15 protein-coding genes are annotated in these 20,083 nt (G+C 60.2%); 10 read left to right on the top strand and 5 right to left on the bottom strand.

All coding sequences use genetic code 11. From position 1 onward, the window contains the following. Nucleotides 1–232 precede the first annotated feature (232 nt). Nucleotides 233–1,204, top strand: a complete 972-nt coding sequence (locus tag ABH909_RS15995) for a 2-hydroxyacid dehydrogenase (protein WP_429434806.1) — start codon at nt 233–235, stop codon at nt 1,202–1,204. Nucleotides 1,205–1,212: 8 nt separating this feature from the next. Here ABH909_RS15995 and tssA read toward each other — a convergent pair whose 3' ends face one another. From tssA to ABH909_RS15970, 5 genes are all read right to left on the bottom strand, one after another. Continuing rightward, entirely contained in the window at nt 1,213–2,301 is a 1,089-nt protein-coding gene (gene tssA, locus ABH909_RS15990; RefSeq protein WP_429434803.1) for a type VI secretion system protein TssA, read from the bottom strand. After that, nucleotides 2,298–6,134, bottom strand: a complete 3,837-nt coding sequence (locus ABH909_RS15985; protein ID WP_429434801.1) for a type VI secretion system protein — start codon at nt 6,132–6,134, stop codon at nt 2,298–2,300. Before ABH909_RS15985 ends, tssA begins: the two co-directional genes overlap by 4 nt. Continuing rightward, the gene (locus tag ABH909_RS15980) at nt 6,131–6,898 is read right to left on the bottom strand and encodes a DotU family type IV/VI secretion system protein (RefSeq protein ID WP_429434798.1); all 768 of its coding nucleotides are present in this window, start codon (nt 6,896–6,898) and stop codon (nt 6,131–6,133) included. Before ABH909_RS15980 ends, ABH909_RS15985 begins: the two co-directional genes overlap by 4 nt. Nucleotides 6,899–6,916: 18 nt before the next feature. Beyond that, nucleotides 6,917–8,248 (bottom strand): type VI secretion system baseplate subunit TssK, encoded by a 1,332-nt coding sequence (tssK, locus tag ABH909_RS15975; protein ID WP_429434795.1) that lies wholly within the window; start codon nt 8,246–8,248, stop codon nt 6,917–6,919. Nucleotides 8,249–8,489: 241 nt separating this feature from the next. Continuing rightward, nucleotides 8,490–8,939, bottom strand: a complete 450-nt coding sequence (locus tag ABH909_RS15970; protein WP_429434792.1) for a type VI secretion protein — start codon at nt 8,937–8,939, stop codon at nt 8,490–8,492. 228 nt (nt 8,940–9,167) lie between these two features. Here ABH909_RS15970 and tssB point away from each other — a divergent pair, with 228 nt between their 5' ends. The 9 genes from tssB (at nt 9,168) to ABH909_RS15925 (ending at nt 20,043) form a co-directional block, all read left to right on the top strand. Beyond that, the gene (gene tssB / locus ABH909_RS15965; RefSeq protein ID WP_429434790.1) at nt 9,168–9,728 is read left to right on the top strand and encodes a type VI secretion system contractile sheath small subunit; all 561 of its coding nucleotides are present in this window, start codon (nt 9,168–9,170) and stop codon (nt 9,726–9,728) included. 28 nt (nt 9,729–9,756) lie between these two features. Beyond that, nucleotides 9,757–11,244: a type VI secretion system contractile sheath large subunit gene (gene tssC, locus ABH909_RS15960; RefSeq protein WP_008067879.1), complete on the top strand. Its 1,488-nt coding sequence runs from the start codon at nt 9,757–9,759 to the stop codon at nt 11,242–11,244. Nucleotides 11,245–11,416: 172 nt separating this feature from the next. Then, nucleotides 11,417–11,914 carry an Hcp family type VI secretion system effector gene (locus ABH909_RS15955; RefSeq protein ID WP_007906301.1) on the top strand — a complete coding sequence of 166 codons (498 nt, stop codon included), beginning with the start codon at nt 11,417–11,419 and terminating at the stop codon, nt 11,912–11,914. Between the two features lie 15 nt (nt 11,915–11,929). Continuing rightward, nucleotides 11,930–12,373, top strand: a complete 444-nt coding sequence (gene tssE, locus ABH909_RS15950) for a type VI secretion system baseplate subunit TssE (RefSeq protein WP_429434786.1) — start codon at nt 11,930–11,932, stop codon at nt 12,371–12,373. Further along, complete coding sequence (gene tssF, locus ABH909_RS15945; protein ID WP_429434784.1) at nt 12,357–14,150, top strand: type VI secretion system baseplate subunit TssF; 1,794 nt, start codon at nt 12,357–12,359, stop codon at nt 14,148–14,150. The genes tssE and tssF overlap by 17 nt, the downstream gene beginning before the upstream one ends. Further along, nucleotides 14,114–15,139: a type VI secretion system baseplate subunit TssG gene (gene tssG, locus ABH909_RS15940; protein ID WP_429434781.1), complete on the top strand. Its 1,026-nt coding sequence runs from the start codon at nt 14,114–14,116 to the stop codon at nt 15,137–15,139. Before tssF ends, tssG begins: the two co-directional genes overlap by 37 nt. 2 nt (nt 15,140–15,141) lie before the next feature. Further along, nucleotides 15,142–17,685, top strand: a complete 2,544-nt coding sequence (gene tssH / locus ABH909_RS15935; RefSeq protein WP_429434779.1) for a type VI secretion system ATPase TssH — start codon at nt 15,142–15,144, stop codon at nt 17,683–17,685. 45 nt (nt 17,686–17,730) lie between these two features. Next, entirely contained in the window at nt 17,731–18,774 is a 1,044-nt protein-coding gene (locus ABH909_RS15930; RefSeq protein WP_429434776.1) for a hypothetical protein, read from the top strand. 60 nt (nt 18,775–18,834) lie between these two features. Further along, nucleotides 18,835–20,043, top strand: coding sequence for a hypothetical protein (locus ABH909_RS15925; RefSeq protein ID WP_429434774.1), 1,209 nt, complete (start codon nt 18,835–18,837; stop codon nt 20,041–20,043). The last annotated feature ends 40 nt before the right edge of the window (nt 20,044–20,083 follow it).

Here is a 20,083-nt window from a genome sequence, read left to right as displayed (position 1 = left end):
CCCGCGAACCAGTCACCTCGGTCCATCAGGAATACCGAGTAATCGTTCTTCGCGGGCAAGTTTCGCTCCTACGATCGCGGACAAATGATCTAGTGTTGTCATTGGAAGGATCGCAGGCTTCGCCAGCGCCGACATCGGGCGCCAAACCCCTGGTCATTGCCAAACCGCTTTGGAGTCAGCAACCTGAAGCGACGTTCAATCCCCGACATTCCGCTGCCCACAGGAGCCCAGCATGACCGCAACTGTTCTGGTACTGGTTGAAACCATCAATGAATACCTGCCGATTCTCGAACATCAGGGGTTTCATTTGATCCTGGCCCCGACCCCGGCCGAGCGCGCCGCCGCCATTGCCCGACAGGGCAGCCAGATTGACGCGGTGCTGACACGCGGTCCATTGGGCCTGCGAGCCGACGAAATGGCTGCCCTGCCCAATCTCAAAATCATCTGCGTGATCGGGGCCGGTTACGAACACGTCGACCTGCAAGCTGCCGCCGATCGCGGCATTACCGTCACCAACGGGGCCGGCGTCAATGCCTCTTCCGGCGCCGACCACGCCATGGCGTTGCTGCTGGCCCTGGTGCGCGATATTCCTCGGGCCGATGCTGCCGTGCGTCGGGGCGAGTGGCCGAAAATCATGCGCCCTTCGCTGGCCGGCAAACGCCTGGGCATCCTCGGCCTCGGTGCCGTCGGCATCGCTATTGCCAAACGTGCCGCCAACGGCTTCGACATGAGCGTGAGTTACCACAACCGCCAGCATCGCAGCGACGTGCCCTACAGCTTTTGCTCGACGCCGACCGAACTGGCACGCCATTCGGACTTTCTGATCGTTGCCGCGCCCGGCGGGCTCGGTACTCAACACTTGATCAACAGGCAGGTACTCGACGCTTTAGGGTGTAACGGATTTATCGTCAACATTGCGCGGGCCAGCGTGATCGTCACGGCTGACCTGATCAGCGCGCTGGAACAACGACGGATCGCTGGCGCCGCGCTGGATGTCTTCGATAATGAACCCCATGTACCGGACGCCCTCAAGGGGCTGGCCAACGTGGTTCTGACCCCGCATGTGGCCGGGTTGTCGCCGGAGGCCACCCAAGGCACCGTGGAACTGGTCGGCAAAAACCTGACGGCATTTTTTTCCGGTCAACCGGTGCTCACCCCCATTGCTTTACCGCCGCCGTCGGCAACCGCCCGCAACAGTCATTAAAGGACGCACTAAAGGACGCCCAACAGCGTCCAGAGTCGACGGGACTCAGCATCGGCGCTGATCAATTCTCCAAGCAACTCACTCAGAGGCTTGTTGCCCCATTCCACGCCCCGCTTGATCAAATAGGGCACCGGGCTGTGGGGTTCGGTGCGCGCCAGGTACTCGGCGATCAACAGCAATTGCCGGTACGCCTCTTCACGATTCGCCGGCTCGCTGAACACCTGAGGCGTCGCAATGACGGGTGGCACGTCGGCCGGGCTCAATGCCGCCACCGCTGGAATTTCGACAGGCGCCGGGGTCGGTTTTCGTGGGTGCATGGCGATGAACTCCTGAACCAGCGTCAACAACGCTTCAATCACGTCCTGCAACGCTTTGAAGCCTGGGGCCTGATTGCCGAGATAAGCGTCGCTCCACACCTCCAGGCGTTGCAGGTGCTGCTGGCTGAGCAGCAGCGTGCCCTGGCTGCGCAACCAGAATGACAACGGGATGGCGCGAATCTGTTCGGTGAGTTTTTTCTGTTCGTTACGCGCGTTCTCGGCCGAGGTCTTGGCCGTTTTACTGTCACTGGCTTGTACCTGTTGCAGCTGCAACCGACGCCAGGCATCCAGACAGAAACTATCGAATTCATTGTTGCGCGGCTCGAACAGCGGCACGCGGGTCAGCAACACTTCAGCGTAGCGTCGAGCCAGCCATTCGAGCGGTATCACCCGCCATGACTGATCGCCGTCCTCAGCCTGTGGGTGCAGGTGCTCGGGGTAGCGCTCGCATAACCCGGCCACCAGCGCCAGGCTGCCCGGCAAACCTTCGAGCCCGTCCTGATGCAGCCAGGCCTCACCCAGCCAGGCGCTGAGCATCAAATCCTTGCTGCGTTCAAGCAACAGACTGGTGGTCAGTTTTTCCAGTTCTGGCCATTGGGCGCGTTTGATCGACGACTGCCACACTCCCGTGGGCAAACTGGTGTCGTCCTCGCGGCGCAGTTCGCGCAACCGGTCGAACTCGGGCTCATAACGCAGATCCTGACCACAGGGAGCCTGCTCGCTGATCGGTTCGAGCAATTGGCTGATCAATTCCGGCAACGGCGTTGAAGGTTGATTCACAGGCCCTCCTTTTGGGATTCGATGTCATGGGCTGCAATGCCTGCGGTCGATCGCGTCACCATGAACGGAGAGCGTGGGGCCCGGGTTGGCAAGGGCTGAATGGACAGCGGCAATTTCGAGCCCTGGGTCATCAACGACAGGCGCACAAACATCAGGGTTTGCTCGGCGGTGGTGGTGCTGGCCTGCGTCGTCACGGGCAGGCGCAAGGTCAACGGGAAGTCCGTGTAGTCCATGTTCGGCTGGCGTTGCACCGACACGTGCGAGCGCATCAAGCGCAATAGCGACCACGGACCGCTGTACTCCCAGCCCGCTTCCAGATCCCGCACCACCAGGCTCGGCTGCAACGGATCGTTGGCCGGGCGCTGGTAGCCATTTCGGGCCCAACGCAAGGTCAGCCGGATCGGTTGGCCAACCATCCAGCGCAGATTCGGCTGCGGCTCGCCGGGATAGCTGAGTTGTTGATTGCCGGCATTCAAGCCCCAGGCAATCACCTGATCGGCACCGCGCTCTTCCTCTCGATCGGTGCGCCAGCGCACGTCCATCTCCAGCCCCAACATACCGCTCTTGTCGCGCACAAACATCGGGCCGAGCCAGGTGCTGGCTTGCTTCAGACGATTGAGAAAGTCCTCGGCGGCCAGGCGTTCCGGGGTCTGGCTCAGCAGCAATCCGGCCTGCGCCACCGGCAAACGCTTGTCGATCAGTTCCAGCAAATGCTGAACCCTGGCCGGATCGGCATCGGCGGCTTGAAGGCCATTGGCAAACGGAAAGCGCTCCGCCAGGTACTGATTGAAATAGTTGGCCAGGTCGTTCCACGCCGCCGCTGCCTGTTGCTGTTGCAGGAACTGGCAGCGTTGCATCGCGGTTTGTTGCAGATCCACCGCCCGCAACGCCAGTGTTCCGCGCCCGCCGGACAGGTTGGCGGTTTGCAGGATCTGGCCGCAGGACGTGGCGTCCATTTCGATGAAGTCGCGACTGACCAATTGCTCGATCTGCGCCGGCGAACTGGCGGGGTTCTGCTCCTTGTACTTGAGCAGTTCGTCGTTGAGCGCATTGAACTGCGTGACGCGTTCATAATCCAGCGCCGAGAGGTTCTGTTGCTGGACTTTCAGCCACTCCAGCGCCGAGGTGCGGCGTTCGGTGATGCCGAGCATGGTGTTGAATTGCTGCTTGAGGCTCAGTTTCAAATCCTGCACGTCGTTGGCGCCATACAGTTGCAGGCCGAGGTTTTTCGAGCCGTCCCACTGGCTGATTTCGGTGCGCCCGCTGAACAGCGGCTGGGCGAAGACTTCGTCGAAGCCGCTGACGATTTCGGCCAGGGCGCGGCGGTTCAAGGCAAATTGAAAACGCGTGGCCAGATCACTGCGACGCACCTCGATAAAAGCTTTTTGCAAAGCAATTGCCTGGGAGGCCTGCACATTGAAAACGCCGCCATGGCCCCGGGCATTGTGCTCGCGCAGGCTCGACAACATGGCCTTGACCACTGCGCCTTCGGCCGCTTGCAACAAGGCGCCGCGATACGCCGGGGGAATGCGCGGCAACTCTTCGGCGGCGTAACTCTTGTAGCTGGCGAAATAGTTCAGCGCACTGTCGAGGTCGTCGCCATCAACGCCCTGCCCTTGCCCATTCGGGGCTTCGGAGCGATCCGCCTGTAAGGCGATGGCCACGAAGTCGCGCTTGAACAGCGCCTGCACCGCGTTGTTGAGCTGCACCACGTGTTCCTGCAAGACCAGTTGCCCGCTGCCTTGCTGGATCAATAGATTGTCCCGGGACCCGGCCTGGACGATCCATTGATCACGAAAGCTCTGTTGCAGCTTGGCCGCCTGCATTTCCAACTGTTGTTCCACTTGCGGTCCGAGCAAGGCGCTTTTGCGCACGTTGTCCAGCAACTCGCGGTAGCCAGGCACCAGGTCCTGCCCCTTGCCGCGGCCCCACGCCGAATTGGTCAAGCCGATCACGGTTTGCAGGTCATCGACCAGTGCTCGCAAATCCTCGAGCTCGGTGAGGGAGTTGCCACTGCCGGCTTCCAGCCGTTCCAGATGCAGCTTGAGATAACCGGCCTGGCGCACGAAATTGTCGGCCAGGAAATACTGATCCAGCCAGCGCTCCATCAGCCCGAGGAAATTGTCCTCGATCAGCGGGCGCTCGACGGTCAGATCCAGCGGTCGCAAGTCGCTGCCATCAGCATCGAACAACGCCCGGTTGTAAAAATCGGCGCGGCGCAATGTGCCGACGTTGAGGTTCAGCGACAATGCGTTATTGCTCAACAACACCAGGTCTTCAAGGGAGGCCTTGGGGCTGTTGAGCGCCTGACTGAACCACTGGTTCTGCTGCTCCAGATTCACCGCGCGCTCCACCAGATCCTTGGCCTTGACGTAATTTTGCCATTGGGCCGGATCTTCGCTTTCGACGTTGCCCCGTCGTTCGGTGTTGCGGATGGTCTTGAGTTGCACCAGTTCCGCGTTCAACAGGTCGTGCAACGGCAGCAACCAATGGCTCTGGGCGGTCAGGCGCAACTCGCTCGCCACCTGGGCATCCAGCGAAGAGAACCAGGAGGTTGGAAATACCACGGAGGTGAAGCTCCAGCCCGGCGCCTTTTCCAGCACTCGCCAGAAACCCTGGACGTTGCGCCGGGTCGACTCCAGCCGATGGGATTCATCGGTGACCGCCGCGTAGTTTTTCTGCGCTCCTTGCAGCAGGCGCGACAGTTCATGGGCCTCCTTGACCGAATCCTGCCAGACCCACAGCATGCCCGCGCCCCACACCACCGCGACCACCAGCGCCACCCCGCCGGTCACGCGCTGCCAGCGTTGACGCAGGCGCAACAGACGCGGCACCACCTGGGCCAGACCGCGCTCGGCGACCACCCGCCGCTGCCACAATTGCCGGGCGAAGGCACTCTGCTGCAACCCGGTGTCGTAGGCCGAAAAGCCGTCGACGCTGTCTTCCGAGGGCTGATTGGCAGTGAAATAGACACCGCGAAAACGCGGCGCCTCACCTTGCGCATTACCCTGGAAAACCGGTTCCAGCAAAGATTGCAGATGGCGCCGCAAGGCTTCGAAGCGTTCCGGCAAGCCATACAGTTCAGCGCTCAGTTGTCCGGACAAGGCGCCGATTTCGATGATCGATTCCGCCAGGGCCCGAGTCACCTGATCCAGTGCCTGATCGCTCCATTGCGCTTGCCAGACCGCATCGGTCCCGTGGGGCGACGACCAGCCCAGCGTGCGTTCACTAGCCTCGACCGGCAGCGCGGTGATCAATTCCTGAAACCCCGGCAACTCTTCCATGCCGGTAATCACCACGTACACCGGCAGGCTCAGCCCGAACCGTTGCAACAGATCGATGAAGCGTCGACGCGCCGCCAACCCGAGGGTCGCGGCTTGCTCGACGTTGCCCAGCCGACTGACCGGCACCGTCCAGATCACCCCGTCCAGCGGACGTTGGCTGCGCAAGCGCAGGATCAATCCCAGCAGACGCCACCAGCCGCCCCGTTGCAGGTGCATGCCTTCGTCCGGCAAAAACAGCGCCTGTGGCACCACCAATACCGCTCCTTCAGGGTCCGACCACCAGCGGCCGAACCAAGCCGGTTTGTCCGTCGGCTGCAAACGCCACTGGCTACACAACTGCGTACCCTGGGTTTCGTTGCCGAGCATCAGCAGCCATGGAATCTGGTAGCGGTCCTGGGCGCCCTGCTCTTGTTCCATGTGCCGCACCGCCAGGTAAAAACTGCGAATCGCCGCACCGCTTTGCGTACGCCACCACCAGACCGCCACTCCGACAATCGCCAGCACCAACAGCACGGCAATGACGAGGCCGATAATCCCCAGCGTGCTCATGAGTCTTGCTCCGAGGCGGACACGGCATCGGTCATCTGCAACACCGGTTCGAGCTCCAGACGAATGTCACGCCAAAACAACTGCCCCAACCCGGTCAGCAGCAGCACCATGGCGAGAATCCCCAGGCCCAGACGAAAACCGTCGGGCAACGAAAGACGCACGGGCAATTGCAGCGGCGGCACGGCCGAAGGCTGTTCGAGCCGGGCACTGACGGCGGCATAATCCGCCTCGTGCTGCCAGGCAAAGGTGAACAACGCCAGGCGCCATTTTTCATGTTGAGTCTGATTCGGTTCGCCGCGCAGACGCCCCTGAAATCCCAGCACCAGACACTGCAAATAGACGTTGGCCAGATCGCGAGTGGTGGGGATCTGCTCGTCCAGCAATTCCTTGATCGCCAGCGGTATCCGCTCACCGGCCTGACGGCTGGCGTACAGCCTCGACTCCAAGGGTTTTTCCTGCCAGGCCGACTGGCCCGGCCACGGCGTAAACAGCAAGGTTTCATCGACCAGCGCGACAAAGGCATAGACCAGCGCCTTGACGTGCTCGGTGGCGGCGTCACCGACTTTGGCGAATGCGGTTCGCCACAGTCGTTGAGAGATTTGCGTGGAGAGTTCGACCACTGCCTCCACCAGCGCTTGGTCCTCGCTGTCCTTGGGCAACTGGTTCCAGTCCTGGGACCATTGCTGCCAGGCCTGGCGAAAAGCACTGCTCAGCGGCGCTTCGTGGAGGCCTCGTGCACCCGACCCGACATTGCCCTCAGACATAGGACGTTCCTTCCTTGATCAAGAACTTTCACTCGCCTGGGCCACAAACAACACCACTTGCCATGGACTGCTGGCCAGCCTGGAAGCCGGTGCGGCAATCAGCAACGGCAACTGCCCGTCGAACCATGGGCCTTCGGCCGTCACCACAAACAACCGCGTATCGTCGCCGACGCTGTAGGCCACTTGTTCATTGCGACCCATGGCCTGATGGGACAAACCGCTCATACGCTGGCGACTGAGCAGCGCGATGTGCGGCTGCGACGCAATGATCGCCCCGCGCAGCCATTCGCTCGCGGCCTGCTCGCTGGCACCGTTGGGCATGCGCAAACCGATGACCAGCCGTTGGCTCGGCTGATCGTCGGGCAGTTGAATCGAGAAGGTCTGTTCATTGCGTTCGAACGCCAGGCTGCGATATCCGGCGCGGATCAGTTCGAGGGTCTTTTCAAGCCAGTCGAGCACCGCTTCATAGCCGCGCTGCAACTCCAGAAAATCCGGTGGAGCGAACGCCGGAACACCGGCCAATGGATCAAGCGACGACCAGGCGCCGGCCAACCCGAGCAGCAAGCCATACAGCGCCTGAGGCGTCGCCACTCGACTGTTCAGCAGGCCTTCGACCTCCGGCAGCCGCGCCCAGAGCGCCGTCAACTGGCGGCGAATTTCCAGCGCGTCGTCCTGATTGCCGGCCTGCTGCGCCTGGCGCAAACGACCGGCGAGGAACATGCATTTCTCCCGCGCGCGGGCACACAGCGCTACCACGCGCCGACCCACTACCGACTCGGGCAACAGGCACGGCGTCGGCGGGGTGTACGGCAATTGCAGAAAGCCGCCGCCCTCCTTGCGAATTCTCAGCAATGGCAGGCAGACGGAATCCGCCTTGTTCAGTTGTGTGCACAAGCGTGGGTTCGGACGCCAGACCGTGATCGATTCGGGGTACTCGCCGCTCGTGAGGTCCGGCAACGCATCGCCGACCACCGATTGCAATCGGCCCTTGAGCGGCAGCAACTGCCCGGCGCGCCACAGCGGACTGATCGCCAGGTACACGGTGACGGTGGCGTTGTCGGTAGCGTCGATCGCCTCGCTGACGTCGAGTTCCAGCATCGGCCCGACACCGGCCTGCAGATTGACCGGCAAACCGTCCGGCAAGGTCGCCTGTAAATTGATCAGTCGTACCAGCCCGGCGCTCAGTGCCGAGGGATCGAACTCGACGCGAGTCACACCCCAGAACCACGGATTACAGGCCTGGGCAAAATGCGCCACCAGCGCCTCGGCCCGCAGCCCTTGCAACTGAAAATGCTGGGGCAATAACTGCATGCCCTCATGCCAGCAAACCGCGTCAGGTAGCAGACTCATACGACTCCTTTCGACCTCTCGTGGCGCCGCGCAAAAATGGGCGGCCTGGCCCAATGTCTGTCGGTTAAGACGCGGAACCTGTGGGAGCGGGCTTGCTCGCGAAAGCAAAGTGTCAGGCGACTTCAATGTTGACTGTGCCGCCGTCTTCGCGAGCAAGCCCGCTCCCACATGGATCGCGTTTAACTGACCGGTATTACGGCCGGGCTCCTACATGTCTGTTCGCGCATCCTAATCCCTGTGTTCAGTTCGGGTGATCGCTGACCAGCGTCATCTCGCGACTGTCGAACTTGAGCCAGGCGTTGCTCTGATCGTCCAGCCGTAACCGGTGTGCTCCGGGAGTGTTATAGCTGGCGAAGACTAAAAGTCCAGCCGCCCGCTTGCCCTCCAGCGGGAAGGGTTGTTTGTCGATGAATTGACCGGGCACCAGCTCCAGTCCCCAGACCGTCATCAACTGTCGATAGTCACGCTGGAACTGCTCGCGTTCGGCGAACCACTGGCGGGCGGTGATGCCCGACAACTGCTTGAGCAGGTCCGGGTCGTTTACCGCAATGAAATCCACCGCAATCGGCGTGTCATCGTTGGCGCGGGGTGCGACGTCCAGCGTCAGGTTATCGAGGTCGACACGAGGCCCGAACAACGAACACCCGGCGAGTGACAGGAGCAGAACCACAGAAAAAAAATGTGCGTACAAAATGAATTTTCCTTTTCTGGATACAGTCCAAAAATGCTTTTTGTTTGCTTTTTTATAGACCTGTTCTAGCGTCTTGGGTAGTTCGGTCAGCACGACGAATGTGGAAGGTTCGTCAAAGGAATGACAGGTCCTCTGCCCTCCCTTTCTAACCTACGGTCCAGTAAGGGAATGCGATGAAACGGGCCTCCCGATGCATTGCACCCGCCTCATGCATCGGAGTCAGCCACCATGGCAGAAAGTACTCAGCACAAGCTCGACAGGGTCCGCCCGCCCCGGGTGCAAATCACCTACGACGTCGAAATCGGCAACGCCATCGAGAAGAAAGAATTGCCCTTGGTGGTCGGCATTCTCGCCGACCTCTCCGGCAAGCCTCTGGAGCCACTCCCGAAATTGAATGAACGGCGCTTCACCGAAATCGACCGCGACAACTTCAACGAAGTGCTCGCCTCGATCGGCCCGCGCGCCACCTTGCAGGTCACCAACACCCTCAGCGGCGACGACAGCAAACTCAACATCGAGCTCAACTTCAAACACATCGATGACTTCGATCCGGTGAAGGTGGTTGAGCAGGTCACGCCGCTGCGGCGTCTGTTCGAAGCCCGTCAGCGTCTGCGCGATCTGCTGACCAAGCTCGACGGCAACGATGATCTGGACAAGCTGCTGCGCGACGTCATCGCCAACACCGAGGGACTGCAAGAGATCAAGTCTGCCCGCCCGGAAACCACCGCCCCCGCCCCCGCCCCCGCCCCCGCAGGCGATGCAGAAGTACCGGCCGAACCGCAAGCCTGATCGTTCATCCACTTAGGGAGAATTTGCCATGCCCGCCTCATCCGCCGCCCAGAGCCAAGCCAGCGACAGTACCGCCCAGACCTTGTCCCTGCTCGATGAAATCATCGCCAAAGGCCGCATGGCCCATGACGACAGCCAGCAGGATTACGCCCGCGACATGCTCGCGGAATTCGCCACCCAGGTACTCGACGAAGGCATGGCCATCGACAAGGACACCGTGGCGATGATCAACGACCGCATCAGCCAGATCGACGAACTGATCAGCGCTCAACTCAACGAAGTGTTGCACCACCCGGACCTGCAAAAACTCGAAGCCTCCTGGCGCGGCCTGCACCTGCTGGTGAAAAACACCGAGACCAGTTCCCGGCTGAAACTGCGGTTGCTCAACGTGACCCAGAAAGAGCTGCAGAACGATCTGGAAAAAGCCGTCGAGTTCGACCAGAGCGCGCTGTTCAAGAAGATCTACGAAGAAGAATACGGCACCTTCGGCGGCCACCCGTTCAGCCTGCTGGTGGGGGACTACACCTTCGGCCGGCACCCGCAAGACATCGGCCTGCTGGAGAAACTCTCGAACGTCGCCGCGGCCGCTCACGCACCGTTCATTGCTGCCGCCAGCCCTCGGCTGTTCGACATGAACAGCTTCACCGAACTGGCCGTGCCCCGTGACCTGTCGAAAGTCTTCGAAAGCCAGGAGCTGATCAAGTGGCGCTCGTTCCGCGAAAGCGAAGACTCGCGTTATGTGTCGCTGGTGCTGCCGCACTTCCTGTTGCGGCTGCCCTACGGCCCTGACACGTCGCCGGTGGAAGGCATCAACTACGTCGAAGACGTCAACGGCAGCGACCACGGCAAATACCTGTGGGGCAATGCTGCGTGGGCCTTGTCGCAACGAATCACCGAAGCCTTCGCCAAGTACGGCTGGTGCGCGGCGATTCGCGGTGCCGAAGGCGGTGGTGCGGTGGAAGGCTTGCCGGCTCATACCTTCCGCACCACCTCTGGCGATCTGTCGCTCAAATGCCCGACCGAAGTGGCGATCACCGACCGTCGCGAAAAAGAACTCAACGACCTCGGTTTCATCGCTTTGTGCCACAAGAAAAACAGTGATGTGGCGGTGTTCTTCGGCGGCCAGACCACCAACAAATCCAAGCTCTACAACACCAATGAGGCGAACGCCAACGCGCGGATTTCGGCGATGTTGCCGTATGTGCTCGCGGCCTCGCGTTTCGCCCATTACCTGAAGGTGATCATGCGCGACAAGGTCGGCAGCTTCATGACCCGCGACAACGTGCAGACCTACCTCAACAACTGGATCGCCGACTACGTGCTGATCAACGACAACGCGCCGCAAGAGATCAAGGCGCAGTACCCGTTGCGTGAAGCCCGGGTGGATGTGACGGAGGTTGCCGGCAAACCGGGTGCCTACAAGGCCACGGTGTTCCTGCGGCCGCACTTCCAGCTCGAAGAGCTGACCGCGTCGATCCGCCTGGTCGCGACCCTGCCGCCACCGGTAGCCGCCTGACCACTAGCCCCATGTAATGCCGAACACCATGTAGGAGCTGCCGAGTGCAACGAGGCTGCGATCTTTCCCCGGACAATTGAGTCGTGAGCGAAAGATCAAGATCAAAAGATCGCAGCCTGCGGCAGCTCCTACAGGGCATTGCCCTACTATTAACTTTCAGGAGTCTCATGCGATGGATGCAATCATTCTCGACCTCGGCGGCGACATCAAAGGCGATAGCCTGCTCGAGGGTTACAAGGACAAGATCGAAGTCATGTCCTACAGCCACAACGTGGCGATGCAGGTGACCAACGACGTCAGCAACTCGGAGCGGACCTCCGGCAAACCGCACATCGGCGAGTTCACACTGACCAAATTCGTCGACAGCTCGACCCCCTCCCTCAACGAGTATTGCTGCGCCGGCAAACCCATCCCGGAAGCCAAAATCACCATCGGCCGCAACGCCGCCGAAGGCAGCGGTCAGTTGATGCCCTTCATCATCTACACCCTGACCAACGTGGTGCTGTCCAACGTCAGCGTCAGTGGCGGTACCGGGGGCAAACCGGTGGAAACCCTGTCACTGAACTTCACCAAGATCAAATGGGAACTCACCGCCCAGAAAGACGACGGTACCAAGGAAGGCACGGCCGCCTCGACTTGGGACATGGCCGCCAACAAGCTCGTCAAGTAAGCGGACGCGTCGGCCATGGCAGGCACCGGCATCCTCCCACCGCTGTTCGAGCGCCTCGCCGCAAGCGAGGTCGACGCTGTGCAGGGGTTCGATCGCCAGGGGTTGCTCGACTCGGTGCATACGGAGTTGCTGCGCCTGTTCAATACCCGACGCGGCCAACGTCCACTGACCTTCCCGCCGAGCATTCTCGACTACGGCATCGCTGACTGGACCGCCTTGCAACAGCAGCGCAGCGATGACCGTCGTCAGTTGGCGCGGGAAGTGCGCGAGGCCATCACCCACTTCGAACCGCGCCTGCAACTGGGCGAGGTTCAGGTCAATCCGGTCCCAGGCCATCCGCAGCAACTGAGCATTCGGCTACTGGGCGAGTTGCGCAGCGGCCAGCAACACTGGCCCGTGGCATTTGTCATCGAGAAGGCCGGCGATGGCCTTGAGGTGCGTCATGAGCGACTCGATTGACCCGCAACTGCTCGATTACTACCAGCGCGAACTGACCTGGCTGCGGCACGCCGGGAGCATTTTCGCCGAGCGTTATCCCAAGGTCGCCAGACGCCTGGAGCTGTCCCCCGGTGAATGCCCCGACCCGCATGTCGAACGCCTGCTCGAAGGTTTCGCCTTGCTCGCGGCGCGCTTGCAACGGCGGCTCGATGACGACTACACCGAATTCAGCGACGCCTTGCTCGAGCAGCTTTACCCGTTGGCCATGCGCCCGCTACCGTCCTGCGCGATCGTGCAGTTCGAGCCGGACCCGAGCAAAGGCAACCTCGCCGACGGTTACCCGTTGCCAAGGGACACGCCACTGTTCGTCACCACCAGCAAAGGTGAAAGCATCCATTTTCGCACCAGCGCCGCGGTTCGCTTGTGGCCGCTGGAAATCAATGAAGCGCTGTTGCTGGGCAGCGATGAAGCCCAGGCCCTGACCGGTGTGGCGCAAGCGCGCTCGGCCCTGCGCCTGAGCCTGCGTTGCCTGGGTGAAAGCCAATGGTCAACGTTGGCGATCCAACAGCTGCGCGTGCATCTTGCCGCCTCCCCGGTGATCAACGCCTGCCTGTATGACCTGCTCGGCGCCCACGCTGTGAAGGTGCTGGCCGGCCCCATCGGCAGCGTGCCGAAAGTGCTGGCGGGTCTGCCAGACATCGTCGGTTTTGCCAGCGACGAAGTGCTGTTGCCGGACGAGGACGGCGTGCATCCGGGCATGCGTCTGCTCGCCGAATACTTTGCCTTCCCGGACAAATTCAACTTCTTCGATATCCCGTTGGCCGGTGCCGCCAGTGACAGCCAGACGCTGTACCTGTACATCGTCTTCGACCGCGCCCCGGCCAACCGTCTGCACCTGCAGGCCAGCGACTTCGCCTTGGGTTGTGCGCCGGTGATCAACCTGTTTCCGCGAACCTCGGAGCCTCTGCGCCCGGACGGCACCCGCAGCGAGTACCGCCTGGTCGCCGACAACCACCGTGAAAACAGTGTCGAGATCCACAGCATCCGGGCGATGCGCGCCAGTTCCAGTCAGGGGGTGCTGCGCGTTCCCGCTTATTACGGCAGCCAACATATCGGCGGTGAAAAGCAATGCTACTGGCATTCGCGACGGGTCAGCGGTATGACCCCGAATCGCCTGGGCACCGACTTGATGGTGAGCCTGGTGGACACCCGGCTCGATCCACTGTCCGAAACCACCGAATACAGCCTCACCGCCGAACTGCTGTGCACCAACCGACACTTGGCCCAGAGCCTGCCGGCCGGTACGCCGCTGGGTTTCGAACGACCGGGGCCGGTGGCCTGGGCTCGCCTGCGTAATCCGCCCAGCCCACAGAGTTTGCCGCGCCTGGATGGCGAATCCCGTTGGCGGCTGGTGTCGCAACTGACCCTCAATCATTTGTCGCTGGTCGAAGGGCCGCAGGCGCTGGATGCCCTCAAGGAAATCCTCCAGTTGCACAACCTGCGTGACGAGACCAGCGCCCTGCGGCAGATCGAAGGTTTGCTCGGCCTTGGCTGCGAACGGGTGATCGCCCATGTTGGCGAAGATGCCTGGCGCGGCTGGCGCAATGGGCTGGAAGTTCAGCTGCAACTCGATCCGCAGCATTTCGTTGGCAGCAGCGCCGTGTTGTTTTCGGCGGTGCTGGCGCAGTTCTTTTCACTCTATGCCACGGCCAATCGCTTTGTGCGCACGGTCCTGGTCCAGTCAGACAAGGAGGTCAAGACATGGCAACCCCAAGCCGGCATGCCACTCTCCCTCTGAGCCTGAGCCAGAAGCTGCGGCGCGATCCACAGGCGTTCGAGTTGTTGCAGGCATTGCTGCTGCTGGAACGCGAACACCCGCAAGCCGAATCCCTGGGCAGCGGCACCGCGCCTCAAGCGGAAGCCCTGCGCCTGCGCGGGCCGTTGACGGCGCTTTTTTCCGCCAGCGAAATCGAAAGCCTGACCCAGGAAGCGGGCCAGCAACCGACGCTCAGCACGCCGGTGTTTGGCCTCGGCGGGCCCGACGGCCCGCTGCCCTACGCCTATCAGGAATGGCTGCAGCAACGGGCCCGCGCCAAGGACTATGCGCCAGCAGAATTCCTCGACCTGTTCCAGCATCGCTTGCTCAGCTTGCTGTACAAAGTGATGCGCAAACACCGGATTGCCGTCGGCTTCACGGCCCCCGGCGCGTCCCCGGTGCAGGCGCAACTGCGGGCACTGACCGGGTTGTTGCCCAAAGCCTTGCAGGAACGTCAGGCCGTTCCCGATTCCGCCGTACTGGCGTGCAGCGCGCTGTTTGCCGACGGTCGTCGCTCCCTCGCCGGCTTCGCCGCAATCGTGCGCGAGCACTTCGAACTGCCGGTCGCACTCAGCGCCTATGAAGGTGCCTGGCGAGAAATCCCACCCGCCAGCCGCAGCCGCCTGCAACCGGGTGGGCGCAATCTGCAACTGGGCCGCAGCGCCGTGGCCGGCACCCGGGTCTGGGATGAACACGCCGGCATCCGCCTGACCCTTGGCCCGCTGACCTCGGCGCAGGCGGCGCGATTTCTTCCGGAAGGCGAATCCCATCCGGCACTGGCCAGCCTCAGCGCGTTGTATTTCGGCCCCGATCTGGATTGCACGCTGGTGCTGTTGGTACGCGGTGCCGGCCCGATAAAACTCGGTCGCCAGGCCCCGCCCTTGCTCAGCTGGAACGGTGGCCTGCAACGCCAGACCAGCCTTGCCGTGCAGCAGATCGAAACCCGCCTTCGTCAGCTGGAGATCACCTGAACATGGAACTGGCCAGCCTGATCGGACGCCTCAACCCGGACAACCGCCGCGCCCTCGAACGCGCCGCGCAACGCTGCCTGCAACGAGGTCATCATTACGTCGAAATCGAACACTTGTTGCTGGAGTTGCTGGACATCGAGGGCGGTGACTTCGCTTACTTGCTGCCGCGCTTTGGCCTGGAACGCGATGCCCTGACGGCGGAAATCAACAAGGCCCTGGAACTGTTCAAATCCGGCAGCACCCGCACCCCGGCGCTCTCGGCGCAAACCATCGGCCTGCTCGAAGACGCGGTGGTTCAGGCCAGCGTGCTCGGTCTCGACAGCATCCGTTCCGGCTTGCTGCTGCTGGCCTTGCTCGACCGCGATGAACGCCGCAGCCTGCTGCTCAATAGCGCCTCGTCGCTGTTGAAAATTCCGCGGGAAGCCTTGCGCAACAACCTGCTGGAGTGGACCGAAAACTCTCGCGAACACGTCGGCGGCACGCGGCCTGTCAATGCCGGCAAGCCGCAGCCGAAACAGGATTCGGTGCTCGATCAGTTCACCCAGGACCTGACCGCCGACGCCCACGCCGGGCGCATCGACCCCATCGTCGGGCGCGACGGCGAGATTCGCCAGTGCATCGACATCCTGCTCAGGCGTCGGCAGAACAACCCGATCCTGGTCGGCGCGCCGGGGGTGGGCAAGACGGCCGTGGTCGAAGGCCTGGCCCTGCGCATTGCCGCTGGCGATGTACCGCCGTCGCTACAGGAAGTCAGTCTGCGGGTGCTCGACCTCGGTTTGTTGCAGGCCGGCGCCGGGGTCAAAGGCGAGTTTGAACAGCGGCTCAAAGGTGTGATTGATGCGGTGCGCAGCGCCGACAAACCGATCATTCTGTTTATCGACGAAGCCCATACTCTGATTGGCGCGGGCGGCGCGGAAGGTGGCAGCGACGCGGCCAACCTGCTCAAACCCGCTCTCGCCCGTGGCGAGTTGCGCACCCTCGCCGCCACGACCTGGCTTGAGTACAAAAAATACTTCGAGAAAGACCCGGCCCTCGCCCGCCGTTTTCAGTTGGTGCAAGTCGAGGAACCGGACGAAACCACCGCCGTGGAAATGCTCCGTGGGGTGGCCGCGAAACTGGAACAGCACCACGGCGTGCAGGTGCTGGACGCGGCGATCCACGAAGCAGTGAAACTGTCCCACCGCTACATCTCCGGGCGCCAGTTACCGGACAAGGCCATCAGTGTGCTCGACACCGCTTGTGCCCGGGTCGCCCTCGGCCAGCACGACGTGCCGCCACCGCTGGAAAGCCTGCGCCATCGCCAGAACAGCCTCAAGGATGAAGTCGAACGCCTGCGTCGCGAACAAGCCACCGGGCTCGATCACCGCGAACGCATCACCCTGCTGGAAACCGAATCCATCGGTAACGTGCAAGCTATACGCGACTTGGAAATCCGTTGGAACGAAGAACGGATTGCCGTGCGCGAACTGCTGGAAACCCGCCGCGAGTTACTCACCTTGAGCGAGCGCGCCGACAATGAAAAACCGGACGAAGCCACCGACAGCCGCATCGATCATCTGGCCGCTGAACTGGTACGACTCGAGGCCGGTCTGGACGCCATTCGCCAGGACGATCCGCTGGTGCCGGAACAGGTCGACGCCAAAACCGTCGCCGCCGTGATTGCCGGCTGGACCGGCATTCCAGTGGGCAAAATGCTCGCCGACGAAGCCCACGCCGTACGCACCCTCGGCCAGCGCATGGGCCAGCGGGTCATGGGCCAAAGCACCGCGCTGAACACCATCGCCCAACGCCTGCAAGCCTACCGCGCCGGCCTCACCGACCCGCAAAAACCGGTCGGGGTATTCCTGCTGGTCGGCCCCACGGGCGTGGGCAAAACCGAAACCGCTTATGCGTTGGCCGACGCGCTCTACGGCGGCGAACGCAACCTGATCAGCATCAACCTCTCGGAATACCAGGAAGCCCACACCGTCAGCCAACTCAAAGGCGCCCCGCCGGGTTACGTCGGCTACGGCAGCGGTGGCGTACTCACCGAAGCGGTGCGGCGAAAACCTTATTCCGTGGTGCTGCTGGATGAAATCGAAAAAGCCCATCCGGATGTGCTCGAAGCCTTCTACAACGTCTTCGACAAAGGCGTGATGGAAGACGGCACCGGATTGGTGGTGGATTTCAAAAACACTGTGATGTTGGCCACCAGCAATGTCGGGGCCGAATTGCTGCTCGATACACCGGTCGCGCAACTCGGCACTGATGCGTTCAATGAAGCGCTGCATAAAGTGTTGCTGAAAGCGTTTCGGCCAGCGTTTCTGGCGCGGATGACGGTGGTGGCGTATCGGCCGCTGAATGAAGCGACGCTGGAAGGGATTGTGCTGGCGAAACTGGAGAAATTGCGTGGGCGCTACAAGGCTGCGACCGGGAAACAGTTTGAATTTGATGCCGGGATTGTGCAGGCGGTGTTGGCCAAGTGCAGTGCTGCCGGGGCAAGGGATGTTGAAAATGTGTTGATGACGCAGGTGACGGGGAAGTTGGCGGAGTGGGTATTGGAGTAAAAACAGCGACAACTTTTACGAAGTGGAAACTAGAAGGAAAACATTATGGCCAACACAAAATACGCCAACGCCGTAGAGGCCGAGGCTAGTTTAAGAGCCAATGGATTTCGCTTCACCAAATCTGAAGGTGGCGTGCGAAAAACCGCTGACGCGCCACTAGACGAAGAGCTTTTTTACTCCGCCTATTCGCAAATCGCGGCCTTTCTTTGCAACGATTTGCTTTTTCAAAACAACCTGACCGCCGTATCAGCAAAAATTTGGGAGCATTATCGAAGGCTTACTCCCATGACCCCGAACAAGTTCACTCGAGCGATGGGGCTGGTCGCCTCCCAATACGGATTTCGATACCACGACAACGTGCGCAATGATACGTCGGAGCGAGGGCTACCCATTGCCGTCCGTCTTATTGGTGGTGATGGTTTCCTCGGTCAACTTCTACGCAGTAGCCTGTTCTGGAAAGACAGTATGGATGCCCGCCACGGCGAGCACACACACAGTTTGCAATGGCTGACCATTGCCAATGGTTTACTCGGCACGGTCGCGGAAATCCCCCGGCTTTATAGTTATACCTCAGATTATCGCGCGCCCTCACAAAACGATAAGCCCGGCAAGGCTTCGTTGTTACTCTGGCAGTGGCTGGCTGATTGTTTTCCGACAGACTTAAACGGATATGCCACAGAAAAATTCACTAACGATGAAACACTCGAGTCGCAAAGCTATCGATCCCCTCAGGTGATCAGCGATTACCTATTTGGAAAAAAACCCAAGACTGATCAGCCTCTGCCCGAACACTTCGTCTCTAACTACCTTTTTCACCGCTATAAAAATCGCGGTTGGCTGCAAACCAAGGAAGAATTCAATATCGCAAGCGGAGTAAAAGATACAGTCATTACAGATTGGTACACGGGTTCGATACAGACTCATGCCAAAGATACCGCTGCAGATCATCGCTGGGGTACGGTGCCAACCAATCCTGCCCGCTTGGTGCGTAATCCTATCTCGGAAATAGACAAGATAAGAGATGGCAAACCACAACCCATCAACAGTTTTTTCCACGGCAAGCCTGGAAAGCTTTGGTTCGGCAGTTGACCCATCCAGTTAGACGATGACCAGCACGTCATTCCTTAACGTTCCCACAGGGAGGCGACCATGAATACTTTGAATAGCTATACCAATATAAAGGATAATTTTAACCAGCGATTGTTCGCTCTACTCCCGAAGACCAGATCCATTCTTATGGAGCAGGAGTTGCATTTTGACAGTCAATTTTCGGAGCTTGACCCTCGACCACTGTGCCTATCCTCCCAGCGCTACCCTTACACACCACTCGGCACCCTGGGTATGGTCAACCCTTCGAGAGAAAATCAAATAATCACGCCCTACCTCAATCGTTACGCCGACACTTCCAGCCCAGACAACGCGGGCCAACTAATACTTCTTGATAACGACACGCAAATACAAATCGCCACTGCCCTCGAAAGGGATGCAAAATTCACAATAGCCAAAGAAAAAAGAGCGTCTGAAATACTCTTGGGTGAATACCAGCCTAATGCTGAATGGCTTATTCAAAACTGGGAAACAACCAAAGCCCATATCAAAGGACTCCTTAACAGAGAAAATCTGTGCTCAACCGTCAGTTCCCACCTCATGCAATTGAGAAACTACAACCAAGCGCATTATTTAAAATTACAAACAGCAGTCTGGTATGACGAAAGCGTCCCGAGTTTCGTACATGACCGGACTGTTTCAAATGGAACAAAATCTGCCAGCAGGATAATTAAACATTATCAAAGCCTGGGCAGTGATCTATCAAAAAAAGAGAAAAGAACAGAAGCAAGAGGTGATTATGCAGCAACCAAACTGTTTCTCACGGTGATGGGACCTGACTTTCAGATGAAAATGGGAAAATCCAGTGGAAACACCCGCCCACATGGCATTGATCAGATATGGGTACGCCGTGACGTGAAAACCGGAGACGTAGCCGCCTATTACATCGTCGAATCCAAGGGCAGTTCCGGTGCGCATTTAGGCCTCACGAAAACGGGAGAGCAGATGTCATCTCAATGGTTGTTCAACTGTTTACTAAAAATGGCGGCTGGAAAAAAAACCCACATCGACGGACAAACCAGCCAGGAGATGCCGAAGAAAATTCTCAAAGCGATGATTAATAGTTCGCCACCTGTCAAGGGCGTAATCTTTAATTCGCTTTACGGATCACAGGGTTTTACCAAAATCATTCGCATGACGGTATTGAGAGACTACAACTGCCCTGGGATTTATCAAGCCGCAGCGAACAGCCAGAGCCTATTTTCAAATGCGACTACCTCTTTCGGGTACGGCAACATGAGTAACTATTAAGAATATTTAGCGGTAGTAAATTTTCATCTCCACTATCGAC

It is taken from the genome of Pseudomonas sp. BS3782 TE3695 (genome assembly GCF_050435305.1).
In the GTDB taxonomy this organism is placed as follows: domain Bacteria; phylum Pseudomonadota; class Gammaproteobacteria; order Pseudomonadales; family Pseudomonadaceae; genus Aquipseudomonas.
Note: the sequence above shows the minus strand (reverse complement) of the source record. Positions and strands in the feature narration are given on the sequence as shown.

Coding starts and splice junctions, on each gene's coding strand:
- ABH909_RS15925 (WP_429434774.1), top strand. CDS start 18,835: ATGAATACTTTGAATAGCTATACCAATATAAAGGATAATTTTAACCAG.
- ABH909_RS15930 (WP_429434776.1), top strand. CDS start 17,731: ATGGCCAACACAAAATACGCCAACGCCGTAGAGGCCGAGGCTAGTTTA.
- tssF (WP_429434784.1), top strand. CDS start 12,357: ATGAGCGACTCGATTGACCCGCAACTGCTCGATTACTACCAGCGCGAA.
- tssH (WP_429434779.1), top strand. CDS start 15,142: ATGGAACTGGCCAGCCTGATCGGACGCCTCAACCCGGACAACCGCCGC.
- ABH909_RS15995 (WP_429434806.1), top strand. CDS start 233: ATGACCGCAACTGTTCTGGTACTGGTTGAAACCATCAATGAATACCTG.
- tssB (WP_429434790.1), top strand. CDS start 9,168: ATGGCAGAAAGTACTCAGCACAAGCTCGACAGGGTCCGCCCGCCCCGG.
- tssK (WP_429434795.1), bottom strand. CDS start 8,248: ATGAGTCTGCTACCTGACGCGGTTTGCTGGCATGAGGGCATGCAGTTA.
- tssE (WP_429434786.1), top strand. CDS start 11,930: ATGGCAGGCACCGGCATCCTCCCACCGCTGTTCGAGCGCCTCGCCGCA.
- ABH909_RS15985 (WP_429434801.1), bottom strand. CDS start 6,134: ATGAGCACGCTGGGGATTATCGGCCTCGTCATTGCCGTGCTGTTGGTG.
- tssC (WP_008067879.1), top strand. CDS start 9,757: ATGCCCGCCTCATCCGCCGCCCAGAGCCAAGCCAGCGACAGTACCGCC.
- tssG (WP_429434781.1), top strand. CDS start 14,114: ATGGCAACCCCAAGCCGGCATGCCACTCTCCCTCTGAGCCTGAGCCAG.
- ABH909_RS15955 (WP_007906301.1), top strand. CDS start 11,417: ATGGATGCAATCATTCTCGACCTCGGCGGCGACATCAAAGGCGATAGC.
- ABH909_RS15980 (WP_429434798.1), bottom strand. CDS start 6,898: ATGTCTGAGGGCAATGTCGGGTCGGGTGCACGAGGCCTCCACGAAGCG.